26 protein-coding genes are annotated in these 25,450 nt (G+C 42.2%); 12 read left to right on the top strand and 14 right to left on the bottom strand.

Annotation, left to right across the window (positions count from 1 at the left end):
• Window positions 1-130: 130 nt before the first annotated feature.
• Together cobD and ACFFRD_RS13630 are read right to left on the bottom strand one after the other, a co-directional pair.
• Entirely contained in the window at window positions 131-1,189 is a 1,059-nt protein-coding gene (gene cobD / locus ACFFRD_RS13635) for a threonine-phosphate decarboxylase CobD (protein WP_392481953.1), read from the bottom strand.
• A 26-nt stretch (window positions 1,190-1,215) separates the two neighbouring features.
• Window positions 1,216-1,500: an HU family DNA-binding protein gene (locus ACFFRD_RS13630; RefSeq protein ID WP_010998076.1), complete on the bottom strand. Its 285-nt coding sequence runs from the start codon at window positions 1,498-1,500 to the stop codon at window positions 1,216-1,218.
• A gap of 321 nt (window positions 1,501-1,821) precedes the next feature.
• On the opposite strand from ACFFRD_RS13630, the gene ACFFRD_RS13625 reads away from it, so the two are divergent.
• Window positions 1,822-2,109: a hypothetical protein gene (locus ACFFRD_RS13625; RefSeq protein ID WP_114085260.1), complete on the top strand. Its 288-nt coding sequence runs from the start codon at window positions 1,822-1,824 to the stop codon at window positions 2,107-2,109.
• Between the two features lie 88 nt (window positions 2,110-2,197).
• On the opposite strand, the gene ACFFRD_RS13620 is transcribed toward ACFFRD_RS13625, so the two are convergent.
• The 4 genes from ACFFRD_RS13620 to pilM form a co-directional block, all read right to left on the bottom strand.
• Complete coding sequence (locus tag ACFFRD_RS13620; protein WP_392481952.1) at window positions 2,198-4,621, bottom strand: AMIN domain-containing protein; 2,424 nt, start codon at window positions 4,619-4,621, stop codon at window positions 2,198-2,200.
• Between the two features lie 157 nt (window positions 4,622-4,778).
• A complete protein-coding gene (locus tag ACFFRD_RS13615) occupies window positions 4,779-5,555 on the bottom strand; it encodes a pilus assembly protein PilO (protein ID WP_114085262.1) in 777 nt (258 codons plus the stop codon).
• Complete coding sequence (locus ACFFRD_RS13610) at window positions 5,552-6,328, bottom strand: PilN domain-containing protein (protein WP_392481951.1); 777 nt, start codon at window positions 6,326-6,328, stop codon at window positions 5,552-5,554. Before ACFFRD_RS13610 ends, ACFFRD_RS13615 begins: the two co-directional genes overlap by 4 nt.
• Window positions 6,329-6,421: 93 nt before the next feature.
• The gene (gene pilM, locus ACFFRD_RS13605) at window positions 6,422-7,528 is read right to left on the bottom strand and encodes a type IV pilus assembly protein PilM (RefSeq protein WP_114085264.1); all 1,107 of its coding nucleotides are present in this window, start codon (window positions 7,526-7,528) and stop codon (window positions 6,422-6,424) included.
• A gap of 153 nt (window positions 7,529-7,681) precedes the next feature.
• On the opposite strand from pilM, the gene ACFFRD_RS13600 reads away from it, so the two are divergent.
• A complete protein-coding gene (locus ACFFRD_RS13600; RefSeq protein ID WP_392481949.1) occupies window positions 7,682-8,980 on the top strand; it encodes an ABC transporter substrate-binding protein in 1,299 nt (432 codons plus the stop codon).
• Window positions 8,981-9,002: 22 nt separating this feature from the next.
• On the opposite strand, the gene ACFFRD_RS13595 is transcribed toward ACFFRD_RS13600, so the two are convergent.
• The 4 genes from ACFFRD_RS13595 to ACFFRD_RS13580 form a co-directional block, all read right to left on the bottom strand.
• A complete protein-coding gene (locus ACFFRD_RS13595; protein ID WP_392481948.1) occupies window positions 9,003-10,298 on the bottom strand; it encodes a bifunctional folylpolyglutamate synthase/dihydrofolate synthase in 1,296 nt (431 codons plus the stop codon).
• A 165-nt stretch (window positions 10,299-10,463) separates the two neighbouring features.
• Entirely contained in the window at window positions 10,464-10,589 is a 126-nt protein-coding gene (locus ACFFRD_RS13590) for a photosystem II protein Y (protein ID WP_012411301.1), read from the bottom strand.
• Window positions 10,590-10,766: 177 nt separating this feature from the next.
• Window positions 10,767-10,892 (bottom strand): hypothetical protein, encoded by a 126-nt coding sequence (locus ACFFRD_RS13585; RefSeq protein ID WP_392481947.1) that lies wholly within the window; start codon window positions 10,890-10,892, stop codon window positions 10,767-10,769.
• Window positions 10,889-11,419, bottom strand: a complete 531-nt coding sequence (locus ACFFRD_RS13580) for a gamma carbonic anhydrase family protein (RefSeq protein ID WP_179072673.1) — start codon at window positions 11,417-11,419, stop codon at window positions 10,889-10,891. The genes ACFFRD_RS13585 and ACFFRD_RS13580 overlap by 4 nt, the downstream gene beginning before the upstream one ends.
• Before the next feature lie 240 nt (window positions 11,420-11,659).
• On the opposite strand from ACFFRD_RS13580, the gene ACFFRD_RS13575 reads away from it, so the two are divergent.
• The 6 genes from ACFFRD_RS13575 (at window position 11,660) to ACFFRD_RS13550 (ending at window position 18,466) form a co-directional block, all read left to right on the top strand.
• Complete coding sequence (locus tag ACFFRD_RS13575; protein ID WP_114085268.1) at window positions 11,660-12,172, top strand: TIGR02652 family protein; 513 nt, start codon at window positions 11,660-11,662, stop codon at window positions 12,170-12,172.
• 274 nt (window positions 12,173-12,446) lie between these two features.
• Window positions 12,447-12,893, top strand: a complete 447-nt coding sequence (locus ACFFRD_RS13570; RefSeq protein WP_392481946.1) for a VOC family protein — start codon at window positions 12,447-12,449, stop codon at window positions 12,891-12,893.
• A 142-nt stretch (window positions 12,894-13,035) separates the two neighbouring features.
• Window positions 13,036-15,876 carry a M16 family metallopeptidase gene (locus ACFFRD_RS13565; RefSeq protein ID WP_392481945.1) on the top strand — a complete coding sequence of 947 codons (2,841 nt, stop codon included), beginning with the start codon at window positions 13,036-13,038 and terminating at the stop codon, window positions 15,874-15,876.
• Between the two features lie 101 nt (window positions 15,877-15,977).
• A complete protein-coding gene (locus ACFFRD_RS13560) occupies window positions 15,978-16,502 on the top strand; it encodes a cupredoxin domain-containing protein (RefSeq protein WP_392481944.1) in 525 nt (174 codons plus the stop codon).
• A 279-nt stretch (window positions 16,503-16,781) separates the two neighbouring features.
• Window positions 16,782-17,609 (top strand): type I methionyl aminopeptidase, encoded by an 828-nt coding sequence (gene map, locus ACFFRD_RS13555; protein WP_094333161.1) that lies wholly within the window; start codon window positions 16,782-16,784, stop codon window positions 17,607-17,609.
• A gap of 212 nt (window positions 17,610-17,821) precedes the next feature.
• Window positions 17,822-18,466: a hypothetical protein gene (locus tag ACFFRD_RS13550; protein ID WP_392481943.1), complete on the top strand. Its 645-nt coding sequence runs from the start codon at window positions 17,822-17,824 to the stop codon at window positions 18,464-18,466.
• 111 nt (window positions 18,467-18,577) lie between these two features.
• Here ACFFRD_RS13550 and ACFFRD_RS13545 read toward each other — a convergent pair whose 3' ends face one another.
• Window positions 18,578-20,050, bottom strand: coding sequence for a hypothetical protein (locus ACFFRD_RS13545; protein ID WP_392481942.1), 1,473 nt, complete (start codon window positions 20,048-20,050; stop codon window positions 18,578-18,580).
• 201 nt (window positions 20,051-20,251) lie between these two features.
• Here ACFFRD_RS13545 and ACFFRD_RS13540 point away from each other — a divergent pair, with 201 nt between their 5' ends.
• Together ACFFRD_RS13540 and ACFFRD_RS13535 are read left to right on the top strand one after the other, a co-directional pair.
• Entirely contained in the window at window positions 20,252-21,655 is a 1,404-nt protein-coding gene (locus ACFFRD_RS13540) for an amidase (RefSeq protein WP_392481941.1), read from the top strand.
• 2 nt (window positions 21,656-21,657) lie between these two features.
• The gene (locus tag ACFFRD_RS13535) at window positions 21,658-22,359 is read left to right on the top strand and encodes a Crp/Fnr family transcriptional regulator (protein WP_392481939.1); all 702 of its coding nucleotides are present in this window, start codon (window positions 21,658-21,660) and stop codon (window positions 22,357-22,359) included.
• Window positions 22,360-22,985: 626 nt separating this feature from the next.
• On the opposite strand, the gene ACFFRD_RS13530 is transcribed toward ACFFRD_RS13535, so the two are convergent.
• Window positions 22,986-23,360, bottom strand: a complete 375-nt coding sequence (locus ACFFRD_RS13530; RefSeq protein ID WP_012411291.1) for a cytochrome c — start codon at window positions 23,358-23,360, stop codon at window positions 22,986-22,988.
• A 210-nt stretch (window positions 23,361-23,570) separates the two neighbouring features.
• On the opposite strand from ACFFRD_RS13530, the gene petG reads away from it, so the two are divergent.
• Entirely contained in the window at window positions 23,571-23,684 is a 114-nt protein-coding gene (petG, locus tag ACFFRD_RS13525; protein ID WP_063721252.1) for a cytochrome b6-f complex subunit V, read from the top strand.
• A 125-nt stretch (window positions 23,685-23,809) separates the two neighbouring features.
• On the opposite strand, the gene rsmD is transcribed toward petG, so the two are convergent.
• Window positions 23,810-24,358: a 16S rRNA (guanine(966)-N(2))-methyltransferase RsmD gene (gene rsmD / locus ACFFRD_RS13520; protein WP_392481938.1), complete on the bottom strand. Its 549-nt coding sequence runs from the start codon at window positions 24,356-24,358 to the stop codon at window positions 23,810-23,812.
• 76 nt (window positions 24,359-24,434) lie between these two features.
• The gene (gene hisH, locus ACFFRD_RS13515) at window positions 24,435-25,070 is read right to left on the bottom strand and encodes an imidazole glycerol phosphate synthase subunit HisH (protein ID WP_114085277.1); all 636 of its coding nucleotides are present in this window, start codon (window positions 25,068-25,070) and stop codon (window positions 24,435-24,437) included.
• Window positions 25,071-25,244: 174 nt separating this feature from the next.
• On the opposite strand from hisH, the gene ACFFRD_RS13510 reads away from it, so the two are divergent.
• Window positions 25,245-25,400: a hypothetical protein gene (locus ACFFRD_RS13510; protein WP_392481937.1), complete on the top strand. Its 156-nt coding sequence runs from the start codon at window positions 25,245-25,247 to the stop codon at window positions 25,398-25,400.
• Window positions 25,401-25,450: the final 50 nt, after the last annotated feature.

Raw genomic sequence — 25,450 nt, 5'->3', positions numbered from 1 at the left:
TTTGTCATTGGGCATGGGGAATTGGGAATTGGGAAGAGGACTTGGGGACAAGGAGAAAGACTTGTTTCAAGTTCTCACCTCTTGTCCCCTTGTCCCCAAGTCCCCATGTCCCCTTGTCACCCTGCCTCCCCTACTTCCCACTCAGCGCTGTTAGTAAGCGTTGGTTATCGGACTCTTCACGTACAGCAACCCGGAAAAAGCGATCGCCTAATTCTTTAAAACTAAGGCAATCACGGATTAAAATCTGGTGATACTTGAGTAATTGGTGCTGTAACTGCGAAGTCGACTCTTGAGACTCAACCAGTAAAAAGTTAGCAGCACTTGCTTGGGGTTGCAATCCCGGTATTTCAGCCAAACCCTGAAAGAGTTGGTTTCGTGCAGGTGGTAGCCATGCCCAGGTTTGCTGCTGAAACTCTGTATCCTGGAGGGCTGCAATTGCCGCTGCCGCCGCTAGGGTGTTTACGGGCCAAGGGTCACGCCATAGCTGCCATTTAGCTAGGCAGTCGGGGTGTGCGATCGCATATCCTAATCGCAATCCTGGGAGACTGTAAAATTTGGTTAGCGATCGCAATATTACTAAATTCGGATATTCCTGCACCACCGGAATTAGGCTTTGTTCCTCATTAGGCGGCACAAAATCCATAAATGCTTCATCCACCACAACCAAAGCAAATTGCTCCAGGTAGGGCAAAATAGAGTCCCGTGAAAATATCTTTCCGGTTGGGTTGTGGGGATTATTCAGCAATAATCCTTTGTCCTTTGTCCTTTGTCCTTTGTCAATGAATAATGACCAATGACCAGTGATTAATGACAAAGGACACTCCAGCACATTAGCGTTATACGCTGCCAAGGTTCGGTAATAGTCACCAAAGGCTGGAGTGATTAAAGTTGTCGCGGCTAATTGAGCCAATTCCCTACCTATTAAAGTGAGTAATTCTGCGGAGCCGTTACCCGGCAGAATCCACTCAGGAGGCAGTTGATGGAAGTGACTGAGAGCTAGTCTCAGTTCACTATAGTTTGGATCTGGATAGTGCTTAAGATTACCAAGTTGGGACAGTATAGCAGCGATCGCGCTGTTTGGAGGCCCCAACGGGCTGATGCTAGCAGAAAAATCCAGAATAGCATCAGGGGGACAGCCAGCCAGTGCTGCTGCCCAGGCTAAATTCCCCCCGTGTGCAGGTTGCCGCATTAAAAAAGGGTTCCCGAAGACAGAACCTATGCTTTTGGGGGTGCTACCTTTTCTCTAAACAGTTTGCCTGCGGAGAAAGCAGGAACTCTCGTTGCGGGAATTTCCATTTTCTCATTTGTTTTCGGGTTGCGACCTTCGCGGGCTTTACGTTCGCGTGATTCAAATGAGCCAAATCCCACCAATGTCACCTTATCACCAGAGGAAACCGCTTCAATAATCGTTTCCAAAGCGGCAGTTAAGACTGCATCCGCTTGTTTTTTGGTAACACTAGCTTTTTCAGCTACGGCATCAACTAATTCACCTTTGTTCATGTCAAACTCCTGAAGGTTTACTTGAGATTCTTTACGGATGCACCCTGGTACACCTGTACTGAAATCTTTGTTAGCGGGAATACAAAAATCATCCTTTGGGAGTATGTTTACTCAAAACGGCTGTACATCCCATCGGCTCGACTTTTCAATGAATCATTCTAAAGCGTTGTAGCCTGATGTGGATAGATGAAACCATTAATTTATATAGATTTCAGGATTTTTTGTAGTTTTAGGGTAGTTGTTTCACTAAAAACCACCCCAAAAGTAGGAAAAAATACCTAGTAAATCCCGCAATCGCCAAGAAAACAGGGGAGTGAGGAGGTGGGAGATGGTGAGGATTTGTTGGGATTAATTACCGATGTTGAAGAGTTATTGCTGAGATTAACCAATTTTTATGGAAATCAAAGACTCATGTTCCCGATTTCTCTAAAAAGTCGGGTATTTTGCTTACTTTTCATATCATCTGAAAAATCCAACACGAAATTTAACCCCCTAGCCAGCTTTTTTAGTAGGGAAGGGGGAAAAATTAAAGCGTCTCCCCTACAAGGCTATTCATTAGTTACATCTTTCTTAACATTTGTTAGCGATCGCTGGGACAATTTGTTCTAGTGCGTCCATTACGCAAGAAGATCCCCGACTTCTTTAAGAAGTCGGGGATCTGAGCATTTGCCAAATGTAACTTACCTGCTTTTTATCTTTATTGCCTACCGGGAAGCTTCAACCCTCGACGTTCAAGGATTTGCCGAACTTCTGGGCTGGGATTGTAGTTATAACCATAAGAGGAGTTTTCAGAGTCATCCATAATTTGAGGTGTGAGTAATACAATCACCTCATTGCGCTGGTTGGATCTATTTGTACTTCTAAACAGCGCACCAATCAGTGGAAGATCGCCCAAGATGGGAATCTTGGAAATACTTGTCCGGTCTTGGTCTTGAATAATCCCTGAGAGAATTAGTGTCTGACCATCTCGTAAGCGAATTAAGCCAGAAGTAAGGGAACGCTCAGAGACTAAAACAATTTGTCCATTTCCTGTATTTTGTGAGGCTGTAGGAGCGCTGACTGTAGGAGCAACCGATAGAGAAACAAATCCATTATCGTCAATCCGGTCAATTTTCACACTTAAAGTTAAGCCAACTTTTTGTTTATCAATTTTTCTTTCCGTCCTAGAACCACCAGCATTATCTGTTGTTTCGATGGTTATATTTCCGACCACTTCCTGAGTCAGATTGACAAGAGCCTGCTGACCTTCTTGCACAATTAAGGTTGGGTCAGTCAAAATCTTGGCATTGCCATTTGTCACTTGAGCTTGCAAACTACTGAGAAGACGTTTAGGAAATTGGTATAGAGAAGGCAAACTAAATGTAGATGTTGCACGAGTGCCTGGTGCATAGGTACTAGTTTGTCTTCCAGTTACGGGATCAGTAGTAATCGTTACCGTGTCTGGTGTTCCTGGAGTGAAATCTGAAAGGCCAGGGGTCGTTGGATTGCCATTTGCGGGAGAAATAGGTTGGAGAAAGGTCGCATCACCTGGAATTTCTTGTACAACTTGGCCATCTTGTATAACTCTCAAGCCAGAACCTCCATTTGGCACCGTGAACGTACCATTTTGGTTAAGTAAAGGCGAGCCTGTGATTGGATTCGTAATAGTAGGTGTACTAGTCACACTGTTTGCTACTTCAGAACTAGTAGCTGGTCTTGAACCGCCAAAATTTAGACTTGCTGCACCGCCATCATTTGAAAAGTAGTTGTTGCCAATCCCAAAAGAAAAGCTAGTGTTGTAGTCCTGAGTGTTATTGAGATTAACATCAATAATCTTGACGTTAACTACCACTTGACGACGGCGGATATCAAGCTGAGTTAGTTGAGCCATTGCCATCTGAACTAGCTTGGGAGGTCCAATCAAGGTTAAAGAATTAGTGCGTTCATCTCCTAATGCCTGTAAACCTCTCAGTAATGGGTTAGAGTCTTTGAAATCAACGCGTTGAGTTTCTACCTTGGTTTCTGTAGTTGTCTGAGCTTGTGTGATGGGAGCAGCTGCATTCCCAACAGCTACAGCACTAACACTGGTAACTTGTCGTTCTCGGCTGATGGCACTTTCTGCCCCCAAGCCAACTAAAAAGTTGATGGCGACTCCCACCGTGACCTGATTAAGTCGCAGGTTACGCATAACCATGTCACGAGTCGAATTAGGTAGTTTAGGCCCTACAAAAACTGTGCGATTACTGCGGTTAGCTTCTAAACCACTCAAGCGCAAGACGTAGTTAAACACATCTTGCACTGGTTCGTTTTCTATATCTAGGGAGATTGTTTGAGAAACTGCTGCATTAGCAGCACCAGCAGCTTGCTCACCTCCGATATAAGCCAGGTTCAAATTAGCAGCACGAGCAAGCAGTGACAAAACCTCACGCACTGGCGCATCTCGCAATACTAAGCGGGGTACACGTTCCTGAGTTCCTAAGTCAATGGTGCTAGGAGAAGCATCAGTGGCGGAAACAGCAATATCTCCTACCGGGGGGGCAACGGCTCTGGGTAAAAAAGGTGGAGCCTGGCTTAGAGGTTGGCCAGGCCCTGCGGCTTGTGCAGGTTGTCCGTCAATGGTGACTTCTGGGTTGGGAACAAGAACACCTGAATTTTGACCAGATTTGGCTGGAGTTGTAGCAGGCGGTGCTGTGGGTGTTGGCACTGTTGGCGTTGGTGCTGATGCTATAGTGCCTGCCGATGGGCTAAAGCTGAGTGTAATTCCATTTTGCGATCGCACCACGGGTTGACTGCTAGGTATGTTGCTGCTACCAGTTACCGTTACCCGAATGCTGTTGGCATCAAGCTGGCTAACTTCGACAGATGCAATTCCTGGTGCTGGGCTATCTTGACGAAAACTATTACCTTGTGGTAATCGTAATTGAGTATTGATAATATCTGCAACTAAAGCCTTACCTCTTTTTGTCGTGAAAACTTGGGGGCGCGACCCTGAAGAAGTTTTCAAAGCAACATTAATTCCACCATTAACTGGATTTAACTGGACATTAGTAACTTGACTAATTTGTGCCCAAACTGGTTGAGCTGCCAAAAATACAAAAGCGGCAGTACCTAATATAAAACTATTACCGTGAAGCTGTTTCACAGTTCATTCCTCACCTAATAAAACCTTGTTTACAAACAATTTTGAGTAGTTCGTTAAAAGTAAGAAGTTATGAATGAATAGTTAGGAATGATAACTCCTAACTCACAATTCACAATTCATAACTACTAATTCAAAACTCTTAACTACTCATTCCTAACTACTTTTTCGGGGTAGCTTTAGCTGCGGCAGCAGCTTTAGCTGCTATTTCTTCAGGACTAAGTGGCATCAATACCTGTAACTGGAATGACGTATTAATCGCTACTGGCCCAACCTGTACTGGTGTTTTGTCTAATGGGGATCTTGATTCTAATGGAGCCAAAGTTGCTTGATAATCTTTAATTATTAACAAAGGCTGTAATCGCTCAATGTTACGAATTATCGATTGTGTTTGCTCATAAGTTCCTGTAATTTCGGCATTGATAGTGCTGCGTTGCAGCTTGCCGTCAACCTTTAGTCCTAGAGATCCATCAGTAATCGGTTCTGGTTTTTGGGAAACTGGCACAAATTTCTTCAGTTTGGCTCTGACTGCATTAATAGAAGTTGGAGTATTGCCAGACTCAACTAAGCGGTTCATATCTAACAACAATGTGTCTAAGGTTTTCTCGTTAGCAAATAAACCTAAAACCTGAACTTTTTGCTGTTTTGCCTGTGCTAGTTCCTCTTTAACTTTTTCAATCTGTTTTATATTGGCTTTTTTTTGCTCAATTTGCCCTTGCAGTTCAGAGCTTTTTGCTTGCTGCTGCTGATAGCTTTCCCAAGCTGGCATCAGCAGGTTTAACAATATATAACCTGCTCCCGCTAAACCAATTACCCCTACCAAGATGCCAATGATTTTTGGCGTGAAGGCAATACCAAATAGCACAGGGGACGCTGGCGTTGCCTGATCGAATTCCCCACCTTGTTCAGCAAAATTTAAATCATCACTCAGCGTCATTTTGGAATGACTCCTGTTTGTTGCATACTACGAATTCGAGTTACTAACCCCACTGTGCCTTTTTTTTCCAACTCCCGGATTAATTCCGAAGCTGGAACGTCGCTCATACCAGATTGAATAGTGTATTTAACTACTTGTGGAGGCTTAATTGTTACACCACTAGGAGGTTGAGCTGCACCTGGTATTGAGGGAGCATCTACTAACGTTGCCGTTAGAATTCTGCTTTCTGTGGACTTCAAGAACCGAGACTGTTGTAAACTCAATAAGAAATCATTGACATCGTTAAAAGAACGAGCAAATCCAGTAATTTCTAATCCCCCCGAGGGATTGCTTGGAGGCAGCCCTTCAGCTACCGCAATTGGTGGGATTTGTCTGATGGTCTCGATTTGCACTGCCGTTGGGATGCGATCGCGCAAATCTTGCAGCATTGCTGACCAAGGTCGAATCTGGTCAAATACAGTTACTAAAGCTTGAGTTTCCCCTTTAACTGCACTTGTCTCGGCTTTGATTTTGTTCAGATTTCCTATTTCAGTATCTAATCTCTTGCTTTCCTGATCGAGTTTTGCTATTTCAGCATCTAATTCAACAATCTTCCCTTGCAACAAGAACCAACTAACTCCCAATAAAGCTGGAAGACCTATACCTACTGCAACTCCCACATACACTGGTGTCATATTACCAGTAGGAAAGTTTAGGGATATTCCTCCTTTTCTCTCAGGCTTTTGCTGGTATGCTGGGCGATCTTTAAGAAAATTAACATCCAAACTGTACATTTTCTCACACCAATTAGAAACAAATATTTATGGTTTGAGAATTCTCAAACAGCGTAACTATCAAAACAGACAATCCAAAATCTAAAATCGGTATTACACCTCCCGCATACCTAGACCAAGTACAATCGCCAAGCCAGAGCGTTGTACCTGTGGATATTTATCAGTGTCAACTTCTAACGACAAAGACCCAATTGGATCTATTTGGGTAGTTGGCAAGCTCAATCGTTGGGTAAAGAATTCATCTAGCTGTTGGAGTCCGCCTCCTGGTCCAGCTAATAAAATCTGCGCTACCTCCAAATTTTCACTTTGATTAAGGTAAAAATCGATTGAACGGCGCAGTTCATCCGTTAGTTCTCCCAATACTCTTAATATGGCTGCCATACCAGGATCGATTTCGGTAACACCGGTTTTCCCCCCATCTAGGGGAGTTGGGGGAATAATCATTCCGTGTAACAGTTCCATATCTCGTGATGTGGGTAAGCTCATTGCCCTTGCTAACGCAGTTTGCATTTGATAAGTGCCTATGGGCACTGTGCGCGAAAATTGCGGTACTCCGTTAACAATGATGGCGATTTCTGTACTGTCGAACTCTATATCAACTAGGACTGCTGCTTCTTGCGGCCCAAATTGTCGCAGTTGCTCACGAATAGTCCTAATCAGGGCAAAACTGTTAATTTCTAAAACATCAATTTGTAGTCCTGCCTGTTCGAATGTACTTATATAGGTATCCGTTATTTCCTTGCGAGTGGCTACTAGAAGTACATGTACTTTTTCAATGCCATCCTCATCTACAAAGTAGTCAAGTTTTTGATAATCTACATCAGCTTCTTCACGAGGATAGGGTAAATACAAACCTGCTTCATGGTTTAGCACCATTTCTCGCAGTTCTTTGTCATCTAACTCCGTTGGTACAGGTATAATCCGAACGATGGAATCTCGCCCTGGTACACCGGTGGCAACACGAGTAGTTTTGATTTTGCTTTCAGCTAGCGCCTGCTGGATTAATTGCGCCATTGCTGCGGGATCGGTGATTTGACCATCGGTAACTACGCCTTCTGGAACTGCTACCGATGTAAAGGTTTCTAGTTTCAAGCCTTGACGCTGTTTGCGTAGCTGAACCACATTTACCCGTTCGGGAGCAAGTTCAATGCCGACCCCTTTATTCGATTTGCCAAACAGACGATTGAATTTTTGTACCACAGTTGTGCCCGATGGACTGCTAAATTGAAAATTTAAATTTGTTGTGGATAGAAACGTAATATATTACGTCTCTACACGTAATTTATTTAGCCTATAATCTCGACAATTCTGTCTAAGCTTTTCACACTGATCAAGCGTAAAAATACTGGGAAAATGATTCAATTGCGAAAATTTAAACAACTTCTTGCTTTGGCACTGCTTGGCTTATTAACCAGTTGGATTGTAAGTTGCAGCACAGGTAATGTTAGTACAAATACAAAACAAGCTAATTCAGGAGAGTCAACTATTGAGTTTTGGACAATGCAACTCCAACCTCAATTTACCGACTACTTCAAAAACCTAATTGCAAATTTTGAATCACAAAATCCAGGTATAAAGATTAACTGGGTTGATGTGCCTTGGGCAGCTATGGAGAACAAAATTTTAACAGCTGTCTCAGCAAAAACGCCACCTGATGTAGTTAACCTCAATCCGGGTTTCGCTTCCCAACTGGCGGGTCGAAATGCCTGGTTAGATTTAGATACGAAAGTCTCAAACGATATACGTTCCTCCTATCTACCGAATATCTGGAAAGCCAGTACGCTTAATGGCAAGAGTTTTGGGTTTCCCTGGTATCTCACCACAAGGTTAACCATTTATAACACTGATTTATTAAAACAGGCAGGTATCAATAAGGTACCCGCAACCTACGCAGAATTAGCACAAGCAGCACAACAAATTAAAGATAAGACTGGCAAATATGCCTTTTTTGTGACTTTCGTACCGCAAGATTCCGGTGAAGTGCTGGAATCTTTTGTGCAAATGGGAGTCACCTTAGTAGATGCTGATGGGAAAGCAGCGTTTAATTCAGCACAAGGTAAGGCAGCGTTCCAGTACTGGGTAGACTTGTATAAAAAAGGGCTACTGCCTAAAGAAGCTTTAACGCAAGGACATCGCCATGCGATCGATTTATATCAATCTGGAGAAACTGTGTTTCTAGCTTCTGGGCCAGAGTTTCTAAAAACGATCGCTAATAATGCCCCGAAAATCGCCCAAGCTTCAGCAATAGCACCTCAACTCACTGGTGACACAGGTAAGAAAAATGTCGCAGTAATGAACATAGTTATTCCCCGCGACACGAAACAACCAGATGGCGCTGTGAAGTTTGCTTTATTTGTCACCAATGACGAAAATCAATTAGCTTTTGCAAAAGCGGCAAATGTTTTACCTTCTACAGTCAAGGCATTGTCTGATAGTTACTTTACAGATGTTCCAGCTAATGCTTCAACAATAGAAAAAGCGCGAGTCATGAGTGCTAAAGAACTACAAAAGGCAGAAATATTAACCCCTAATTTGAAGGACTTCAACAAATTACAAAAGGCAATTTACGAGAATTTGCAAGCAGCAATGTTAGGGGAGAAGAATGTAGATAAAGCTGTAGAAGATGCGGCGCAGGAGTGGAACAACAGATAAATTCGTAATTCGTAATTCGTAATTATGATTTACGAATTATATTGGTGGTTGCTAAAAAATCGCCTACTAGATAAAGGGAACCACATAAAACGATTAAATTGTCTGTGGTGGTTGAGATTGCGGCTTCTAGTGCTGTAAATAAATCTGGATGTATTTGGCGATCGCTTAATTTGGGACAGATGCTATAAGCTAGGTTTGCTAAGGAGTCTAGATCGGCAGAGGTTCTACCTGGCCAGGATTCTACTGGTATTGGTACTAAAAAAAGGCGATCGCCGGGGCGCAGTAGGGCGGCAAAAATATCAGCATGATCCTTATCGGAAAACATTCCCATAACCCAAGTGATGGGCTTGGGATTAACTGCGTCTAAGCTATCAACATACTGACGAAGAACTTGGGCGGCGGCAGTATTATGAGCGCCATCAAGTAATATTTTATGGTTGTTCCACGTAGCCCATTGCATTCGCCCTGGCCATTGAGTTTTTGCCATCCCCTTAATTATGGCTTCTTCAGAAATCTGCCAACCCTGTTGTTGGAGAATTTCTAAAGCTGCTATTGCCAAAGCTGAATTTGCTAATTGAATTTGTCCGGCTAATGGCAAAGGATATTTAATTAATTGAGAGTTTTGAAGTGTTTGATATTCTGCCCATCCTGTAGCGATTTGACGGGCAGGTTGAGGCGTAAAAATTGGACATTCTAATTCTAAAGCGCGCGATCGCACAACTTCTTCTGCATCTAGTGGCAATTGCCCAACTACAACGGGACATCCAGGTTTGAGAATACCTGCTTTTTCTCTAGCAATATCCGCGACGGTGGGGCCAAGTTGCTGCCAATGTTCTCGACTGATGGAAGTGATGATAGTAACTATGGGTTCCAAACAGACATTGGTTGCATCTAAGCGCCCTCCTAGTCCGACTTCTACCACAGCCACATCTACTTGCTGCTGGGCAAAATATAACCAAGCAGCCGCCGTAATTACTTCAAACTGAGTTGCCGATTCGTCTTCAGGGCGAATCACTCCTTGGACTTTTTCTAATAATTGGCTCAATTCCTCAGAAGAAATTGGCTGTTCATTCAGACAAATACGTTCCGTCCAATCGACTAAATGCGGTGAAGTGTAGCGTCCTGTACGATAACCAGCCTCAGTAAGTACCGAGGAAAGATAGGCACAGACGGAACCTTTGCCATTAGTGCCAGCAACGTGAATTACTGGGACTTGCTGATGAGGATTGCCGAGATTTGCCAATAAGTTGACAATGCGATCGAGTCCCAGATGGACACCAAAGCGTTGAAGAGGTTGTATTACAGAATCGATATTCAAAGAAGGGGAGTGGGGAGTGGGGAGTAGGGAGTGGGGGCAGGGGAAGCAGGGGAGACAAGGGGACAAGAGGTGAGAACTTGAAACAAGTCTTTCCCCTTGTCCCCAATTCTCCTTGTCCCCAAGTCCTCTTGCCCATGCCCTATGCCCCATGCCCAATTAATGAATTTAGGCTTCCCGATCCAAAAAGCCTTGAATTTGTCTTAAAGCCGCAGCGCCAATATTAAACACTGCCCAACTAGCAGCAATGACAACTGGTGCTAAAACGATCGCTATACGGTAATCGATATCCATATCTAGAACCCCTCTCTTAAGTAGAAATTAAAGTTTTGTCAACTGCTCTCATTTTTATTTTTAGCTGAAGTGGGTAACTTTTCCCAACATATATGTAAAGAATGTTTAAATTATTGGGAATTGGGAATTGGGAATTGGGCATTTGCAAGAATATTAATATTGCCCAGTCCCTAATCCCTAACCCGGATTTCTCACGCATAGTGTAGGCAGAGGAGTGTGGGGAGTGTGGGGGGTAAGACTTCTTCCCCATCCTCCCACACCTCCCACACCTCCCACACCTCCCACACCCCTTGGATTTCTCACTTGTGAGAAATAAAGCCAATATCAGTCCCTTTCCCAGCATGAACTAAAGCTAACTTTTGGTAACGTTTAGCGTGTTCAATTAGTTCTGCGGCTTCAGCTTCTGTTAATTGTCGTAACACTTTGCCTGGAACACCTACAACTAGTGACAAAGGCGGTATATTTTTAGTTACGACTGCGCCAGCACCAATAATGCTACCAGCACCCACTCGTACCCCGTCTAAAATAACCGCGCCAATGCCAATCAAGCTTCCACGCTCAATGTAAGCGGAATGTACCACAGCGCGATGCCCTACGGTAACATGATCTTCTAAAATTGTCGGAAAACCAGGATCGCCATGTAGAATTGCACCATCTTGAATATTTGTGCATTCGCCAATTTCAATGCGTTCTACATCTGCTCTAACTACTGCTCCATACCAAATGCTCACCCCTGCTGCTATATTTACCGAACCCATAACAACAGCATTGGCTGCGATGAAGGCAGCTTGAGAAAAATCAGGAGATGTCCAGTAAGAAGCGGTAGACACGATAGAATATGAATAATGGTACCAAGGAACACTGGAGAAACTCCAACCTTTGAGGCTGGTTGCACGACCAGGATATCACAGCGTCAAGCCTCTACGCTGAGGAAAACACTAGTGAACAATGTTATTGCCGCAACTCTGTGTCTGTGCAGCAGTCAACAAGTAACCCAAAGTGGTAGAGCCGCAGTGTATAATCCAATACACTGGTGCTGGTGAAGACAAAATTATGTTTGTACGCACTTCATGATGAATCCAGGCTTTCAGTACCCGATGTTTGGGCCGGAAATACAGTGTCCCCATTGTCGCCAGACTATTCCGGCGCTGACATTAACAGATACCTATTTGTGTCCGCGTCATGGCGCTTTTGAAGCTAATCCTCAAAATGGAGAGTTAATCCATTTGCAATCAGGCCGTCATTGGCGGAGGTGGAATAATGACTGGTATAGGCAGCATACTCATCCCGATGGTATTCGGTTTGAAATTCACGAAGCATTAGATAAGCTCTATACCCAAGGTTATCGAGCCACAAAAGTGATTATTGCTCACCGCTATCAGGAATTGATGAGTGGCTATTTAGAACGCAGTACACCTTGGCGTTCTGGACAACCAGAAGTTACGGCTGCTCGACTATACGGCTTACCGGTAGAGTTTAGCCCCGATACCTCAGAAGATCCCTGTTGGGAAGTGATTAATTTTGACTTGGAAAAAGAGCCTGGTGTCCCTGTACGCTACCCTTATTTCAGGTTGTTTGAGTAATGATCATTAGTTATTAGTCATTTGTCATTGGTCATTGGTCATTAGTGAATCAGGGATTACCAAGAAAAAAATTATCCAATCTTGTGGGGTGGACATCTTGTCCGCCCTTGGTTATGGGTGGGCGAGACGCTCTGAATTGATACCTAAGAGCGGGCTGCACCAATGGCGGAAACCACTGCTCATAGTTCTCTCGTCCCCACAAGAAGAATTGGATTTAGTTAAAAGTGCCTAAACAAAGGACAAAGGACAAGTGACAAAGGACAAGTGACAAATTATGCACCACGCTTCTATTCGGACTGCGAATATTCATCGAGCGATCGCTTTCTACGAACATTTAGGATTTACAATTTCGGAACGCTTTACTACAGGCTACACGCTAGCTTGCTGGATGGAAGGATTGGGCGGCAGAATTGAACTGATCCAAATTCCTGAGCCAAAGCCAGCCCCAGATGCCTTTGCTGACGAGCATTATGTGGGGTATTATCATCTCTCGTTCGATTTAAGTGAGATTACACCAGATTTACCTAGCTGGTTGACTAATTTACAAAAACGTGTATTAGCTGCGGCAGATGAGACTCAAACCGAAGAATTACAACCGTTAAAGGTACTTTTAGAACCGACACAACAGCAAATAGGCGATCGCATTTACGAAGTAGCTTTCATCGCTGATACTGATGGCTTACCTCTGGAATTCATTCGGGTTCTACCAAAATTGCCATAATTTAGCTTTTTTATTACCTTTATTGCTAATATATTGTTTTTCTGTATTGTTGCCGAGGTAACAGATTTTTTTGCCATATTTAACTATGGTCACTCACCAAAATAATTATGTAAATTAATTTACAGGTATATTTCCTAAGTACATGTATGGATTGTCTAGATTTTATAAATATTCCTTGCCGTTATTAATTTTAAGCTTATGGCTAGTAGCGGTTTTTTTGTTGAGCGATCAACCTGCTAATAGTCAACATACAGCCATATCTAACAAAGAAAAATCCCAGTCAACCTTGCTAGCAAAAAGAATAATGCCCTCAACACTGACAGAAAACGTCCATAAGACAGTGCTGGAGAATGGTCTAACTGTCCTAACAAAGGAAGTGCATACTGCGCCAGTGGTGACGGTGCAGGTGTGGTACAAGGTTGGCTCACGCAACGAAGAACCAGGGGTGAATGGCATTGCTCACCAATTGGAACACCTGATGTTTAAAGGCACGAAAAATCGTCCCATTCAATTTGGCCGTTTGTTTAGTGCTTTAGGTAGTGATTCTAATGCTTTCACAAGCTATGACCAAACTGCATATTACGGTACTGTGGAACGTAACAAGCTAAAAGCGCTTTTAGTGCTGGAAGCAGACAGAATGCAAAATTCTCAGATTGAGCCAGAACAACTAGCGAGTGAAAAACGAGTAGTAATTTCTGAGTTGCAAGGTTACGAAAATAGTCCAGAATATCGTCTCAATCGCGCTGTTATGCAGGCGGTGTTTCCTAATCATGCTTATGGGTTGCCTGTAGGTGGTACTAAAGCTGATGTCGAGAAATTTGAAGTTGAGCAAGTACAAAAATATTACCGTAATTTTTACAGCCCCGATAATGGTGTCTTAGTGATTGTTGGAGATTTTCAAACTGCAAATACTCTCGAAACAATTAAAGAAGTATTTGGCAAACTACCAAGGAGGCAGGGGGCAGGGGGCAGGAGGCAGGAGGTAGAAGGCAGGAGGCAAGAGGTAGGAGTTATTTCTTCGTTATCTTCTTCATCTCCTATAGTGTTGCGAGAACCAGGAGCAGGGCGACTATTACAAGTTGTTTATCCGCTACCAGATGCAAATCAACCAGATGTGCCTGCATTGGATGTGATGGATTACATCTTTACAGAAGGACGGAATTCTAGACTTTATCAGGCATTGGTGGAATCAGGTTTAGCTAGTGAAGTTACAGCATCTGTTACCAGTTTGCGAGAATCTGGCTGGTATGAGGTTTTGGTAACGGCTGGATCTAAAAAAGATTTGAAAAAAATTGATTCAGTGTTGAGTCGCGCGATCGCAAATGTAGCAGAAAAAGGCGTGACAACTGAGGAAGTAGAACGAGCCAAAACCCAATTAACAGCAGATGTAATTTTAAGTAACCGTGATATCACCTCTCAAGCAATGCGATTGGGCAATGATGAGACAACTGTTGGTGATTATCGCTACACTGACCACTATTTGGCTGCCGTTCGTCTGGTGAAGCCGACGGATGTTGTCGCTGTTATTAACAAATACCTTACTAAAGAAGCTCGGACAGTAGGCTTTTTTGAACCAACTCAAAAGCAGATAGCAGGGGTTGGCGATAAACCAGACTCAGCCCAAACTACAGAAAATTTTTCTCCTGGCGTGCCTGTGCTTCCTTCTGAAGTGGTGAAATACTTACCGCCTGTGGATTTGGCTACAGATGCGATTGCTCAAGTTTTACCACAGGAATATAAACTTACCAACGGGCTGCGGATATTACTGTTACCTGATAATAGTACTCCCACCGTTACTCTAAGCGGCTATATTCAAGCCGGGACAGAATTTGATCCAGAAGATCGGGCAGGACTGGCTGCTTTTGTAGCAGATAATTTGCTAAATGGTACTAAGAGTAAAGATGTCTTAACTATTGCCAAAATATTGGCAGAACGAGGGGCGAGTCTAAACTTTGAAGTCCATCGTGAAGGGGTGCATATCGAGGGTGATAGTTTAGCAGGGGATTTGCCAATAATTGTGGAGATATTGGCAGATGTTGTTAAAAATAGTACCTTTCCCGCACAAGAATTGGAATTACATCGCCAACAAACTTTAACCGATTTGCAACTGGAATTAGATGAGCCAGCAGAAGTAGCCAGAAGAATATTTGTGCAGTCAATTTACCCGAAAAAACATCCTCTACATACTTTTCCCACAGAGGAGAGTTTGCAGCAGATTCAACGCCAGGATGTGATCGATTTCAAAGCTAAACATTATCGTCCAGATACGACAGTATTGGCGCTGGTGGGAGATTTTGATATAGACAAAGTGCGATCGCTCATTAAAAATGAGTTTGGTAACTGGGAAGTTAGCGGCCAAGCACCCACATTAAAATATCCTCCGGTATCAATGCCGGAGAAAATAGTGAGTGTCAACCCAGTTTTACCAGGTAAAGCCCAAGCAGTGACATATATGGGTTACACAGGTATTAAGCGTTACGATCCTCGGTTTCACGCAGCCTTAGTATTGAACCAGATTTTGGGAGGCGATACTTTATCTAGTAGACTTGGTGCAGAAGTACGCGATCGCCAAGGTTTGAGCTATGGAATTTATAGCTACTTCCAAGCTGGGAAGAATGCAGGCACATTTTTGATAGAAATGCAAACTAGTCCAGAAGATACTAGTCAAGCGATCGCTAGTACTCGCCAAATACTACAGCAAATCCATCAACAAGGTGTGACTGCGCTAGAAGTAGAAACAGCTAAACGTACCCTCATCAGCAACTACAACGTTTCCCTGGCAAACCCAGAAGAATTAACAGATAGAATTCTGATGAATGAGGTGTATGGACTAGATAAAGTAGAATTGCACACCTTTACTGACAAACTTCAGAAAGTCACCTTTGAGCAAGTTAATCAAGCGGCTCGTGAATTACTCCACCCAGATCAAATCGTAGTCGTTACAGCTGGGCCATCTGTGTTAGCAGAGAAAAGCATTAGGTAGAGATGGGCGCTGGGCATGGATAATAAAGAATAGGTAAAGCGGTTTTTCCCGCTACCTATAAATTTTTCCTGCTCATCAGCATTGCCTTTTGAGAACTACCAATGAAAATTTACAACCATTTATACCAAATTGTAATTATATCTCTGGCTTTTTCAAATATTGCTTTGGTGCAAATATTACGGCAGAGCTACGTAATATTAGCGTTGCTCCTGAGCTTAAATTTAATCACTGCGACTCCAGCAATGGCGGCAAATTTGTCTGGTGATTTGCTTAAGCAACCAGCTACAGAAATTACAATTAGCTTGGGTAATTCGGCTAACGAACTCAAATTTGAGCCAAATCATCTGGAATTCGAGGCTGGCAAACGCTATCAACTTCGGCTTACCAATCCCAGCCAACTGAAGCACTATTTTACTGCTAAAGACTTTGCCGATGGCATCTGGACACAAAAAGTCCAAGCAGGCAAAGTAGAAATTAAAGGAGCTATTCACGAACTGGAACTCAAGCCGGGTGCTGAGGCAGAATGGGTATTTTTGCCCTTAAAATCTGGAACTTATGGCTTACGTTGTTCAATACCAGGACATACGGAAGCAGGTATGACTGGAGAAATTGCCATTACTAATTAAAAATTATTCGACTCAGTATTTAATAGCCCTCTAGTGTTTCAATTAAAGATAATTGAGCTAAATCCTATAGTGGGGAGCAAAAATAAGTTAGGGCGATTTTGTTTGAAGTCTAAAATATCAGGAGTAAGTGAATATGTTATTCTGTATACATTAGTGACTAAACTGCAAGAATCCCGATTGTGGATTGAAATAACTTAAATTATAGATATTATTTCTCAAGTAATCTAGAGAAAGCATTCATACTTCATCGGCAAAGCCACCAGTAATTATTAATTTCCCATGAACATTTTCAGTAACTTACTTTCTCAAACAACTCAGCCTGCAACATCAAAAAAAAAGGGACGAGGAATTGAAATTAAATCGTCGCGTGAAATTGAAATCATGCGACAATCATCGGCAATTGTGGCAACTGTGTTAAAAGAAATTTCCGAGCTAGTAAAGCCAGGAATGACAACGGCTGATTTAGATGCTCACGCAGAAAAACGCATCCGCGAAATGGGAGCAACACCGAGTTTTAAAGGATATCACGGTTTTCCTGGTTCTATCTGCTCCAGCATTAATAATGAAGCAGTGCATGGCATTCCTAGCCCTAAAAAAGTGATTCGTGTGGGGGATGTATTAAAAGTAGATACTGGCGCTTATTACCAAGGCTTTCATGGTGATTCTTGCATTTCAATTGCTGTCGGTGAAGTGACAGAAGAAGCTGCTAAATTAATTCGCGTAGCAGAAGAAGCTTTATTTAAGGGGATTGAACAAGTAAAGGCTGGTGTATACCTGCTTGACTTAGCTGGAGCAATTGAAGACCATGTGAAAGCTAACGGCTTTAGTATAGTTGAAGAATTCACTGGACACGGCGTTGGTCGTAACTTGCACGAAGAACCTTCAGTTTTCAACTATCGTACCCGCGAGATGCCAAATGTTAAACTCCGTGCGGGGATGACGCTGGCAATTGAGCCAATTTTAAATGCGGGTTCTAGACACACCCGGACATTATCTGACCGTTGGACAGCAGTCACTGTGGATAATTCTTTGTCGGCTCAGTTTGAGCATACAGTGTTAGTTACAGACACGGGTTATGAGATTTTGACTGACCGTTCTAAGGTTTAATTGTTAGTTGTAATTATCTGTTGTTAAGAGAGGTAAAGCGTTCAAAAAGGGCGATTTACCTCTTTAATTTTTTTAACCCCTCTGCGCTTCGTCTTCCCCCAGGGTAGATTCCAAATTCTATCTTATCCGTCTTATAGATTTAGGTAAAATTATGCTGGACGATGAGGCTTATCACAGATAAGGTAGGAAAAAACACTCGTATTTACTCAACAATGGCAAGTTTTTTTGAACCTATACCTCAAATTTATTTTGCTGCATTTTACCTGTGGGTTTCTACTCTTAATTTTTTACCAATAGCAAATGCTGCAACTCCCAAAAATGCTAACAGACAAGTGACTTGTCAAGCCAAGAAACTAGGATATGAGGAAGCACTTTTGTTATACCTCAGAAAACCGCAAGGAGAATTTGAAGATGGAGGTGCAATTAATTTATATGAAGATGCAAAGTTAAAAGTACTAGCTAAAGGTGTTGAAAACTGGATTTACATTAGCGTTATCGATGCAAATAGTCCTAAAGAAAAAGGCTTAGAAGGTTGGATACGTAGTAGCAGTCTAAAATGTACTGGCAATGTAGCTCAAGTTAAGCCTGCACTCTGCGAAATAACTGGGTTGCAATCGGGGCAATTAGCTTTACGTACCACACCTGGCGGAAAGTCAACAGCAGGTTTAGATAATGGCAACAATATTACATTACTCAAGCCAGATATTGTATCACTTCAAGGTCGCCCGACACCTTGGGTTAAGGTGCGTGTTACTAATAGCCCAAACAATAGAATCTTAGGTAGGGAAGGGTGGATTAATTCTCAGTATATAGATTGCTATAGCAAAGAAAGCAATGATGAAATAAATTATCCGTAAAATATTTGAGGATATACCTCATTATATCGAGATGTGAAAATTTGTGTTTTCCAGATACCCAACTTCTTCAATAAGTTGGGTATCTAATTTTTTACGAATAATCTAGGACTGCTATATTTGACTAATAGCGGCATAATTAATTTTATAAATAGTAAGCATTTCTTTAGCTTGTACAGAGACAGATGTACTCTCTGGAATAGCTTGTAATAAATTGATTGCTTGCACCCATTTATATTGTGCTTGTTGCCGAAGTAGTAGTGAATGAGGTGAACTGTTTACAAAAAGATTAGCTTCTATTGCTAGTGTTTGGGCTGATTCTAATTTTGCTAAGGCTTGCTTTTCTACTAATATTCTTTGACTGATAGATTTATAGTTAATCTGATAGTAAGCTAATTTCTTCTTTGCCTTGTCATAAACTGATGTTTGATGAGGAATACTATCTAATAAGATTATTGCCTGATGCCATTTAGTTTCTGCTTGTTGCCAGACTTTTAGAGGATGCGGTGGTTTTTGAACTAGAGAAGCAGCCTCCATACCGAATTTTTGAGCAGATTTAAACTTAGCGTTTGCACTTTCTTCTTGAGTTAAACTTAGATTCATCTGCTGCCATTGAAGACTTTGTTCTTTCATTTTCCAGCTACCAAAACCCAAGACTAATAAACTTGAGACTACGATCAAAACCGAACGTACTATCTTGGGTGTCGAAAACTTTGGTAATATTTGTATATGCTGGCTAATAGTTTCTTTATTATGATTTTCTTGTTCTATCTTTTTGAGGGCTTGTTCTGCCTGTTCCCTTAAAGTGTCACCCTGAATCATTAAAACAGCAATTTGTTCTTGGAGATGATCGCAATCATTAAGAATATCGGTCAATTCTTGAAATTTACTGTCACTCGATATAATTAATTCGTGGTCATCATCTAACCATTCCAAGGCAAAGCCAGATTTTCCACAGAAAGCAGACACTCCTAATAAAATATTTAATAAGCTACGACTATTTTTAATAGTATCAAAAACATAATTTAACTTCTGCTTTAGTTGTAGTAATTCATTTTGGTAATTATTGATTTTTTGAATTTGATCCTCTAAAATATGAATTTTTTCAAATACTAAGTTAATTTTTAAATTTTCAGAAATCACCTGAAGCTGTGCAAACAAACTGAGATGATTAATATCAGAATTTAGTTGATTCACTAAACTATCATCACTGAGAATATCAGCAGCTATTGCTTGCAAAAAATAACCCCATTCTATCCAGTCATCGATTTTGGATTGTAAATCAGTTAATGAAATTTTAGTTTTTGAATGCCCAAATTTTTCTGCGATCGCTGGATCTACTAATCCAACACTAGGTATAAACAAACTAGCTACAGTACCTATTCGAGGAAGTGTAGCGATCGCAGAATTTTTGACGTTCTCCAATCTCAATTCCTGAGCAATTAATTTTTTAATATTTCGTAGTTGTTCTTGAGCATTATTGATCGAGATAATTTGTTCCATGATTTGATTAGAATCGCCAATAGTCAGTTTTAGATTCTGAATTAGTGTTGGCAATTCGCTAACAAGTATTTCTAGGTTAGCCATAAATACCTCTTAGGGATTTGTCGAAAGTTTATGCGAAACAATTAAAATAGCTGGAGTTAGAACATAACCACACATCTAAGCATCCTAGTTGAGTGACAAATCTTAGGATCTATAAAATGTATAATTCCCGTAAATCCTGGTAAAGTAACAATTTCAGTTTAAAAATCCCAGAGAAAGACAAAATTACCCATTCACTAACCTATGAATGAAGTTGATTTAGCATTTACCCCAGCACTAGAGTTGGCGCAATTAATTCGTCGCCGGGAAGTATCCCCCCTAGAGTTGGTAGAAATATATTTAGAACGGATTGAGCAATTAAATCCCCAATTAGGAAGTTATTTTACGGTGACGGCAGAACTAGCGATCGCAGATGCCAAAGCCAAAACAGAATTATTGACAACTACCTCAGAACTACCACCATTTTTTGGTGTGCCAATTTCCATTAAAGACCTCAACGCTGTAGCTGATGTTACCTGTACTTATGGAAATCCAGTATTACTAAACAATATCCCTAACTATGATGATGGAGTTGTAACACGGATTAAGCAAGCTGGGTTTACTATTCTTGGTAAAACAGCCACTTCTGAATTAGGTTCATTACCATACAGTGAGCCTACGGGTTTTCCTCCAGCGAGAAATCCGTGGAATTTAGAATACACCCCAGGCGGTTCCAGTGGTGGCGCGGCGGCGGCGGTAGCAGCAGGATTGTGTGCGATCGCTCAAGGTTCTGATGGCGGTGGTTCAATTCGTGGCCCTGCGGCTTGTTGTGGTTTGGTGGGACTTAAACCATCCAGGGGTAGAGTGAGTAAAGCACCCGTAGGCGAACGCCTGGCTGGAATTGCCGTCAACGGCCCAATAGCGCGGACTGTGGCTGATGCTGCTGCCCTTTTGGATATGATATCTGGCTATGTTACAGGCGATCCTTACTGGTTGCCAGATCCCGAACCATCATTTCTCGCTGCCACTCAGACAAAATTGGGTGCTTTGCGAATTGCCTTTGACACTAATATTTCTCCTTTGGGAGAAGCTGATGCTAACTGTCAGCAAGGTGTCCGTCAAACAGTCCAGTTATTAGAACAACTCGGCCACCACGTTGAACAGAAATCCCCAGATTTTAGCGGTTTAGTTGAACCATTTCAAATCGTTTGGCAAGCTGGGGTAGCTGCGTCAGGACTTCCTGTTGAAGCCATGCAACCATTAAATCGTTGGCTATTTGCACGCACAGGTTCTGTTGCCCAGTACCTCCAAGCAGTTTCCCAAATGCAGATTGTGGCACGACAGATTGTAGCCTTTTTCGATACCGTGGATGTGCTGGTATTGCCAGTTTATCTCCATTCACCTATCCGCGTTGGAGAATGGGCTTCGCTGAGTCCAGAAGAGACATTCCAAAATATTATTGAGTGGATTGCCCCTTGTCCACCTGCGAATGCAACTGGACAACCTGCGATCGCAATTCCTGTAGGCTTTGATAGTAATGGTTTACCTATAAGTGTACAACTAATTGGTAAACCTGCGGCTGAAGCTACCCTCATCAACCTAGCAGCACAATTAGAAGCAGCGAACCCTTGGATTCATCATCGTCCAGCCTTTGCGATATCAGGCTAATCATGCAGGCATCCCTGGAACAACTTTCGCAAATTATTGTGTTTGCAGGTTTAGAAACGGCAGACAAAATAAATTTGCAACCTCACACTCAGGTGCAACGCCATCGCAAAGGAGAGATTATTCTCCATGAGGGTGATGTCTTACCAACAAAACTCTATGCTGTTGCTAGTGGAGAAATTCAAGTTACCAAAATAGCAATGACGGGGAAAGAAACGATTCTCCGCACCTTAACGGCTGGGGAAATTTTTGCGGCTCCTGCTTTATTAGGCAATGGAATTTCCCCAGCAACCGTAACTGCTGAATCTGATTGTGAAATTCTCACTATAGAGAGAGATGCTTTATTAAAAGCGATTGGACAAAACCCTGAAATTGCATTACGAATGCTGATGGTGTTTAACAGTCGGATTCAGCAATTGCATGAAACAGTCCACGGATTAGTTTCTGAAAGAGCTATTGTTCGCCTTGCCAGATTAATTCAATATTTTGCTGCCGAATCAGGAACTGAATTAAATCCACAAGGTGAGTGTTTAAAAGTCAAATTGTCTTATTATCGCATGGCTCGCAGCAGTGGCATTACTTACGAAGAATGTGTACGATTAATTAAAAGTCTCAAGTCAGTAATTGACTATCGTCGTGGTGGGACGATTATCATACTCGATCCTAAGAAATTAGATGCGATCGCTTCTGGAAATATAGATCATTGAAGAAGAATTCAGAAATCAGAATTCAGGAGTCAGAATCAAGACGCGACGCTCGAATACTCGCTAACGCTCCGCTATCCGCTTTTTCGTTCAGAATTCATTCTGTTAGCAGTAGCGGGGCGTTTAGCCCATTCTTACTCCTGACTTCTGAATTCTGTTCGATAATATTTGTTACAAATTTTCTGAGATCCAGGACTTACACAAAAAATAGCCCAAACTTTTATTCTCCGGTAGGGACAATTCCAATACAGTTCAGTTAAGCATCTCTTTCTTCTCTCTGCGTTCTCTGCGCCTTGGCGGTTCGTTAAAAAAATGACTTTGGTAACAGAGTTTTAGCCTTAACTGAACCGTATTGGGGACAATTCATGTAGACGCAAAGCGGCTTCCCGCAGGGTATTGCCCCTACCGCGTGTAGTTTTGCGTAAGTTATAAGTTCGAAAAAGGTAACATTTTGATGTATTGCCTTTTTCCATAAGGGATTTACAACATAATTTAAGAGTCATAATTCAGAATGGGCTACGCAAAACGGAAGTAGAACACGCTTCAATCCTGGCTTTGAAACTTAGCTTGTATACAATACCTAACTTGAAAACTGCTGTAGGTATCCCGCAACCCGAAAAATTTAACGTCTACAACGACTCTAAATAGCTCAAAAGATCGGCCATTTCTTGGGTGCTAGGCTGGAATTTTGGCATTGGCGGGGTTTCGCCACTGATTACCTGGTGAATCAATCCATATTGAGACTTATGCTTGGAAACAGCTTGCAAACTCGGCCCTACTCGCCCGTCTGCTTCCAAACCATGACAACCAGCACAGTTAATTTGAAAGATCGCGTGTCCTTGAACTGGGTTTCCTGTTAGAGATAAAACACTCTTGACATAGGGATCGGAGGCTTGAACCAACTGAATACCAAAAAAGCCCAAAGGGACTGATAGCAGTATGGCCAGCGTCAATAAAACGATGCGCTGAATCAAAATTTCAGGTTTGGTAATCTGGTTATCCAAAAGGTTTGCGGTGAAAGTCTAGGTGTGCTAAAAAGTTTTCTTTTCCTACACATAGCTTAAAAGTTCTTGATCGTGTCTGCAAGCACAGAAGACTATTTTTTTCTGAGCAGTTGCCCTTCAAAAAGTCTATAGGACGCAGGATTCATACTAAATTTGGTAAAATCAAAAACAGGCAACGAATATTTAATCATTACAAAGAGGAGATTTCCAGTGGTTGAACCCCTGCTATCAGGTATTGTCCTTGGTCTAGTTTTCGTCACCCTCGCCGGACTGTTTTACGCTGCCTATAAGCAATACAAGCGCCCCAATCAGTTGGGCGGTTGAGGGACTTTTGTTAGCTGTAGCGGGGCATTTAGCCTGTGCTGAGTAGGGGAGACAAGGGGACTAAGGAGGACAAAGAAGCAATTTTTCTCCCCTCTCTCCCTTATCTTTTCCACTCCCTTCTCGTCTCATTGCACAATTCTGTAGAAAGTAAGTGATGTGTTGCCGTAAACCTTCTCGCGGCAAATTTCCCAAGAGGGAATCTCTGGCGGTGTCCAACCTTGTGAGGCGTGTTCAACTGCGATTTCGCCATTAGGATCTAAAAGTTGATAGTGAGCGATCGCTTCTAATACTGGTTGGAACAATCCACTGGCATAAGGTGGATCAAAGTAAATTCTATCGAATTGCTTGCCTGATAAAGTCTTTAACTGCTGCGTAATGTCTCCCCGCAATACCCGAAATTCTTGCTCGTCGGAATTAGCTACCTGCTGCCAATTTTGTTGGATGGTGGCACAGGCTCGGCTCGATTGTTCAATTCCCACTGCTAGGCTGGCTCCTCTACACAAAGCCTCTGCGCCCATTGAACCAGTACCGGCGCACAAATCTAGCCAGCGACAACCTGCAATTTCTCCCTGCCAAATATTAAAGACTGCCTCCCTTACCCGCGCACTGGTAGGTCTAGTTTCTTTCCCTGGTAAAGTTTTTAGCTGGCGGTTCCCGTAAATTCTCAGGCTCATTGGTTATTAGTCATTGGTCATTAGTCATTAGTCATTAATTTTAGACAAAGGACAAAGAACAAATGACAAAAATAGATTAGGCAGGAATTTTTTCACGGACTTGAGCAACAAAATTAGACAAGATTTGCAATCCAATATTAGAGGATTTTTCGGGGTGAAATTGAACTGCCATCAGATTTTCGTGAGCGATCGCAGCTGTGATGGTTTGAGTACCGTGGGTGATGGTTGCTGCACGGATTAGCGGGTCTATTGGGTCAACATAGTAAGAATGGACAAAATATACCCAAGGATCGGACGGCAAATGCTCCCACAAAATACTTTTTGCCTGAGTCATTTCCAGCTGATTCCAACCCATGTGAGGAATAGTGATGTCAGGTTCTGGACGAAATCGGCGCACTTTTCCTTTGATAATTCCTAGTCCTGGTTGGGTACCTTCTGCACTTGATTCAAAGAGAATTTGCAATCCTAAACAAATTCCCAAAAAAGGTTTACCAGATGCGATCGCATCTTTAATAGGTTGTTCCAAACCACGCGCTCGCAGGTGTTGTACTGCTGGATCAAATGCTCCCACTCCCGGCAGAACTATTGCATCTGCCTGCTCTAATTCCTTTGGAGAATAAGTAACATTAGGAGTTGCCCCAGCTTTTTCCAACCCTTTACAGACTGAGTGCAAATTTCCCATCTCGTAGTCTACGACCGCAATTACTGGCATTTACCTGCTCCTTGTAAATTTATTAATGGAGGGTTTTTCTATTCTAAATAATATTTGTTATGAAGAAAAGAATTCTATTAACTTATTTTGACATTTGCCTAAAATATCAACAGTCAAAATTCTTCTGATGATTTATTACTTGAAGTTACCAAACTCGATCTGATACCAGATGACTTGAGTTTTTTACGCCAGTTACCCGTAGATGTCCAACTTGCCAATACTCAGGTAATGGAAAAAATCAATGCAATTAAACCTGAAGACATCATCTGTTGTGAACAGGCTGCAATCCTTACACAATTAAGTGTGGAAGCATTTGCTAGCTGTGGATAAATTAGAAGTTGATATAGAAAAATTAGTGGCGAAAGAAGCATCAATTCAGA

It is taken from the genome of Nostoc sp. C110 (assembly GCF_043099725.1).
GTDB lineage: Bacteria > Cyanobacteriota > Cyanobacteriia > Cyanobacteriales > Nostocaceae > Nostoc > Nostoc muscorum_A.
Note: the sequence above shows the minus strand (reverse complement) of the source record. Positions and strands in the feature narration are given on the sequence as shown.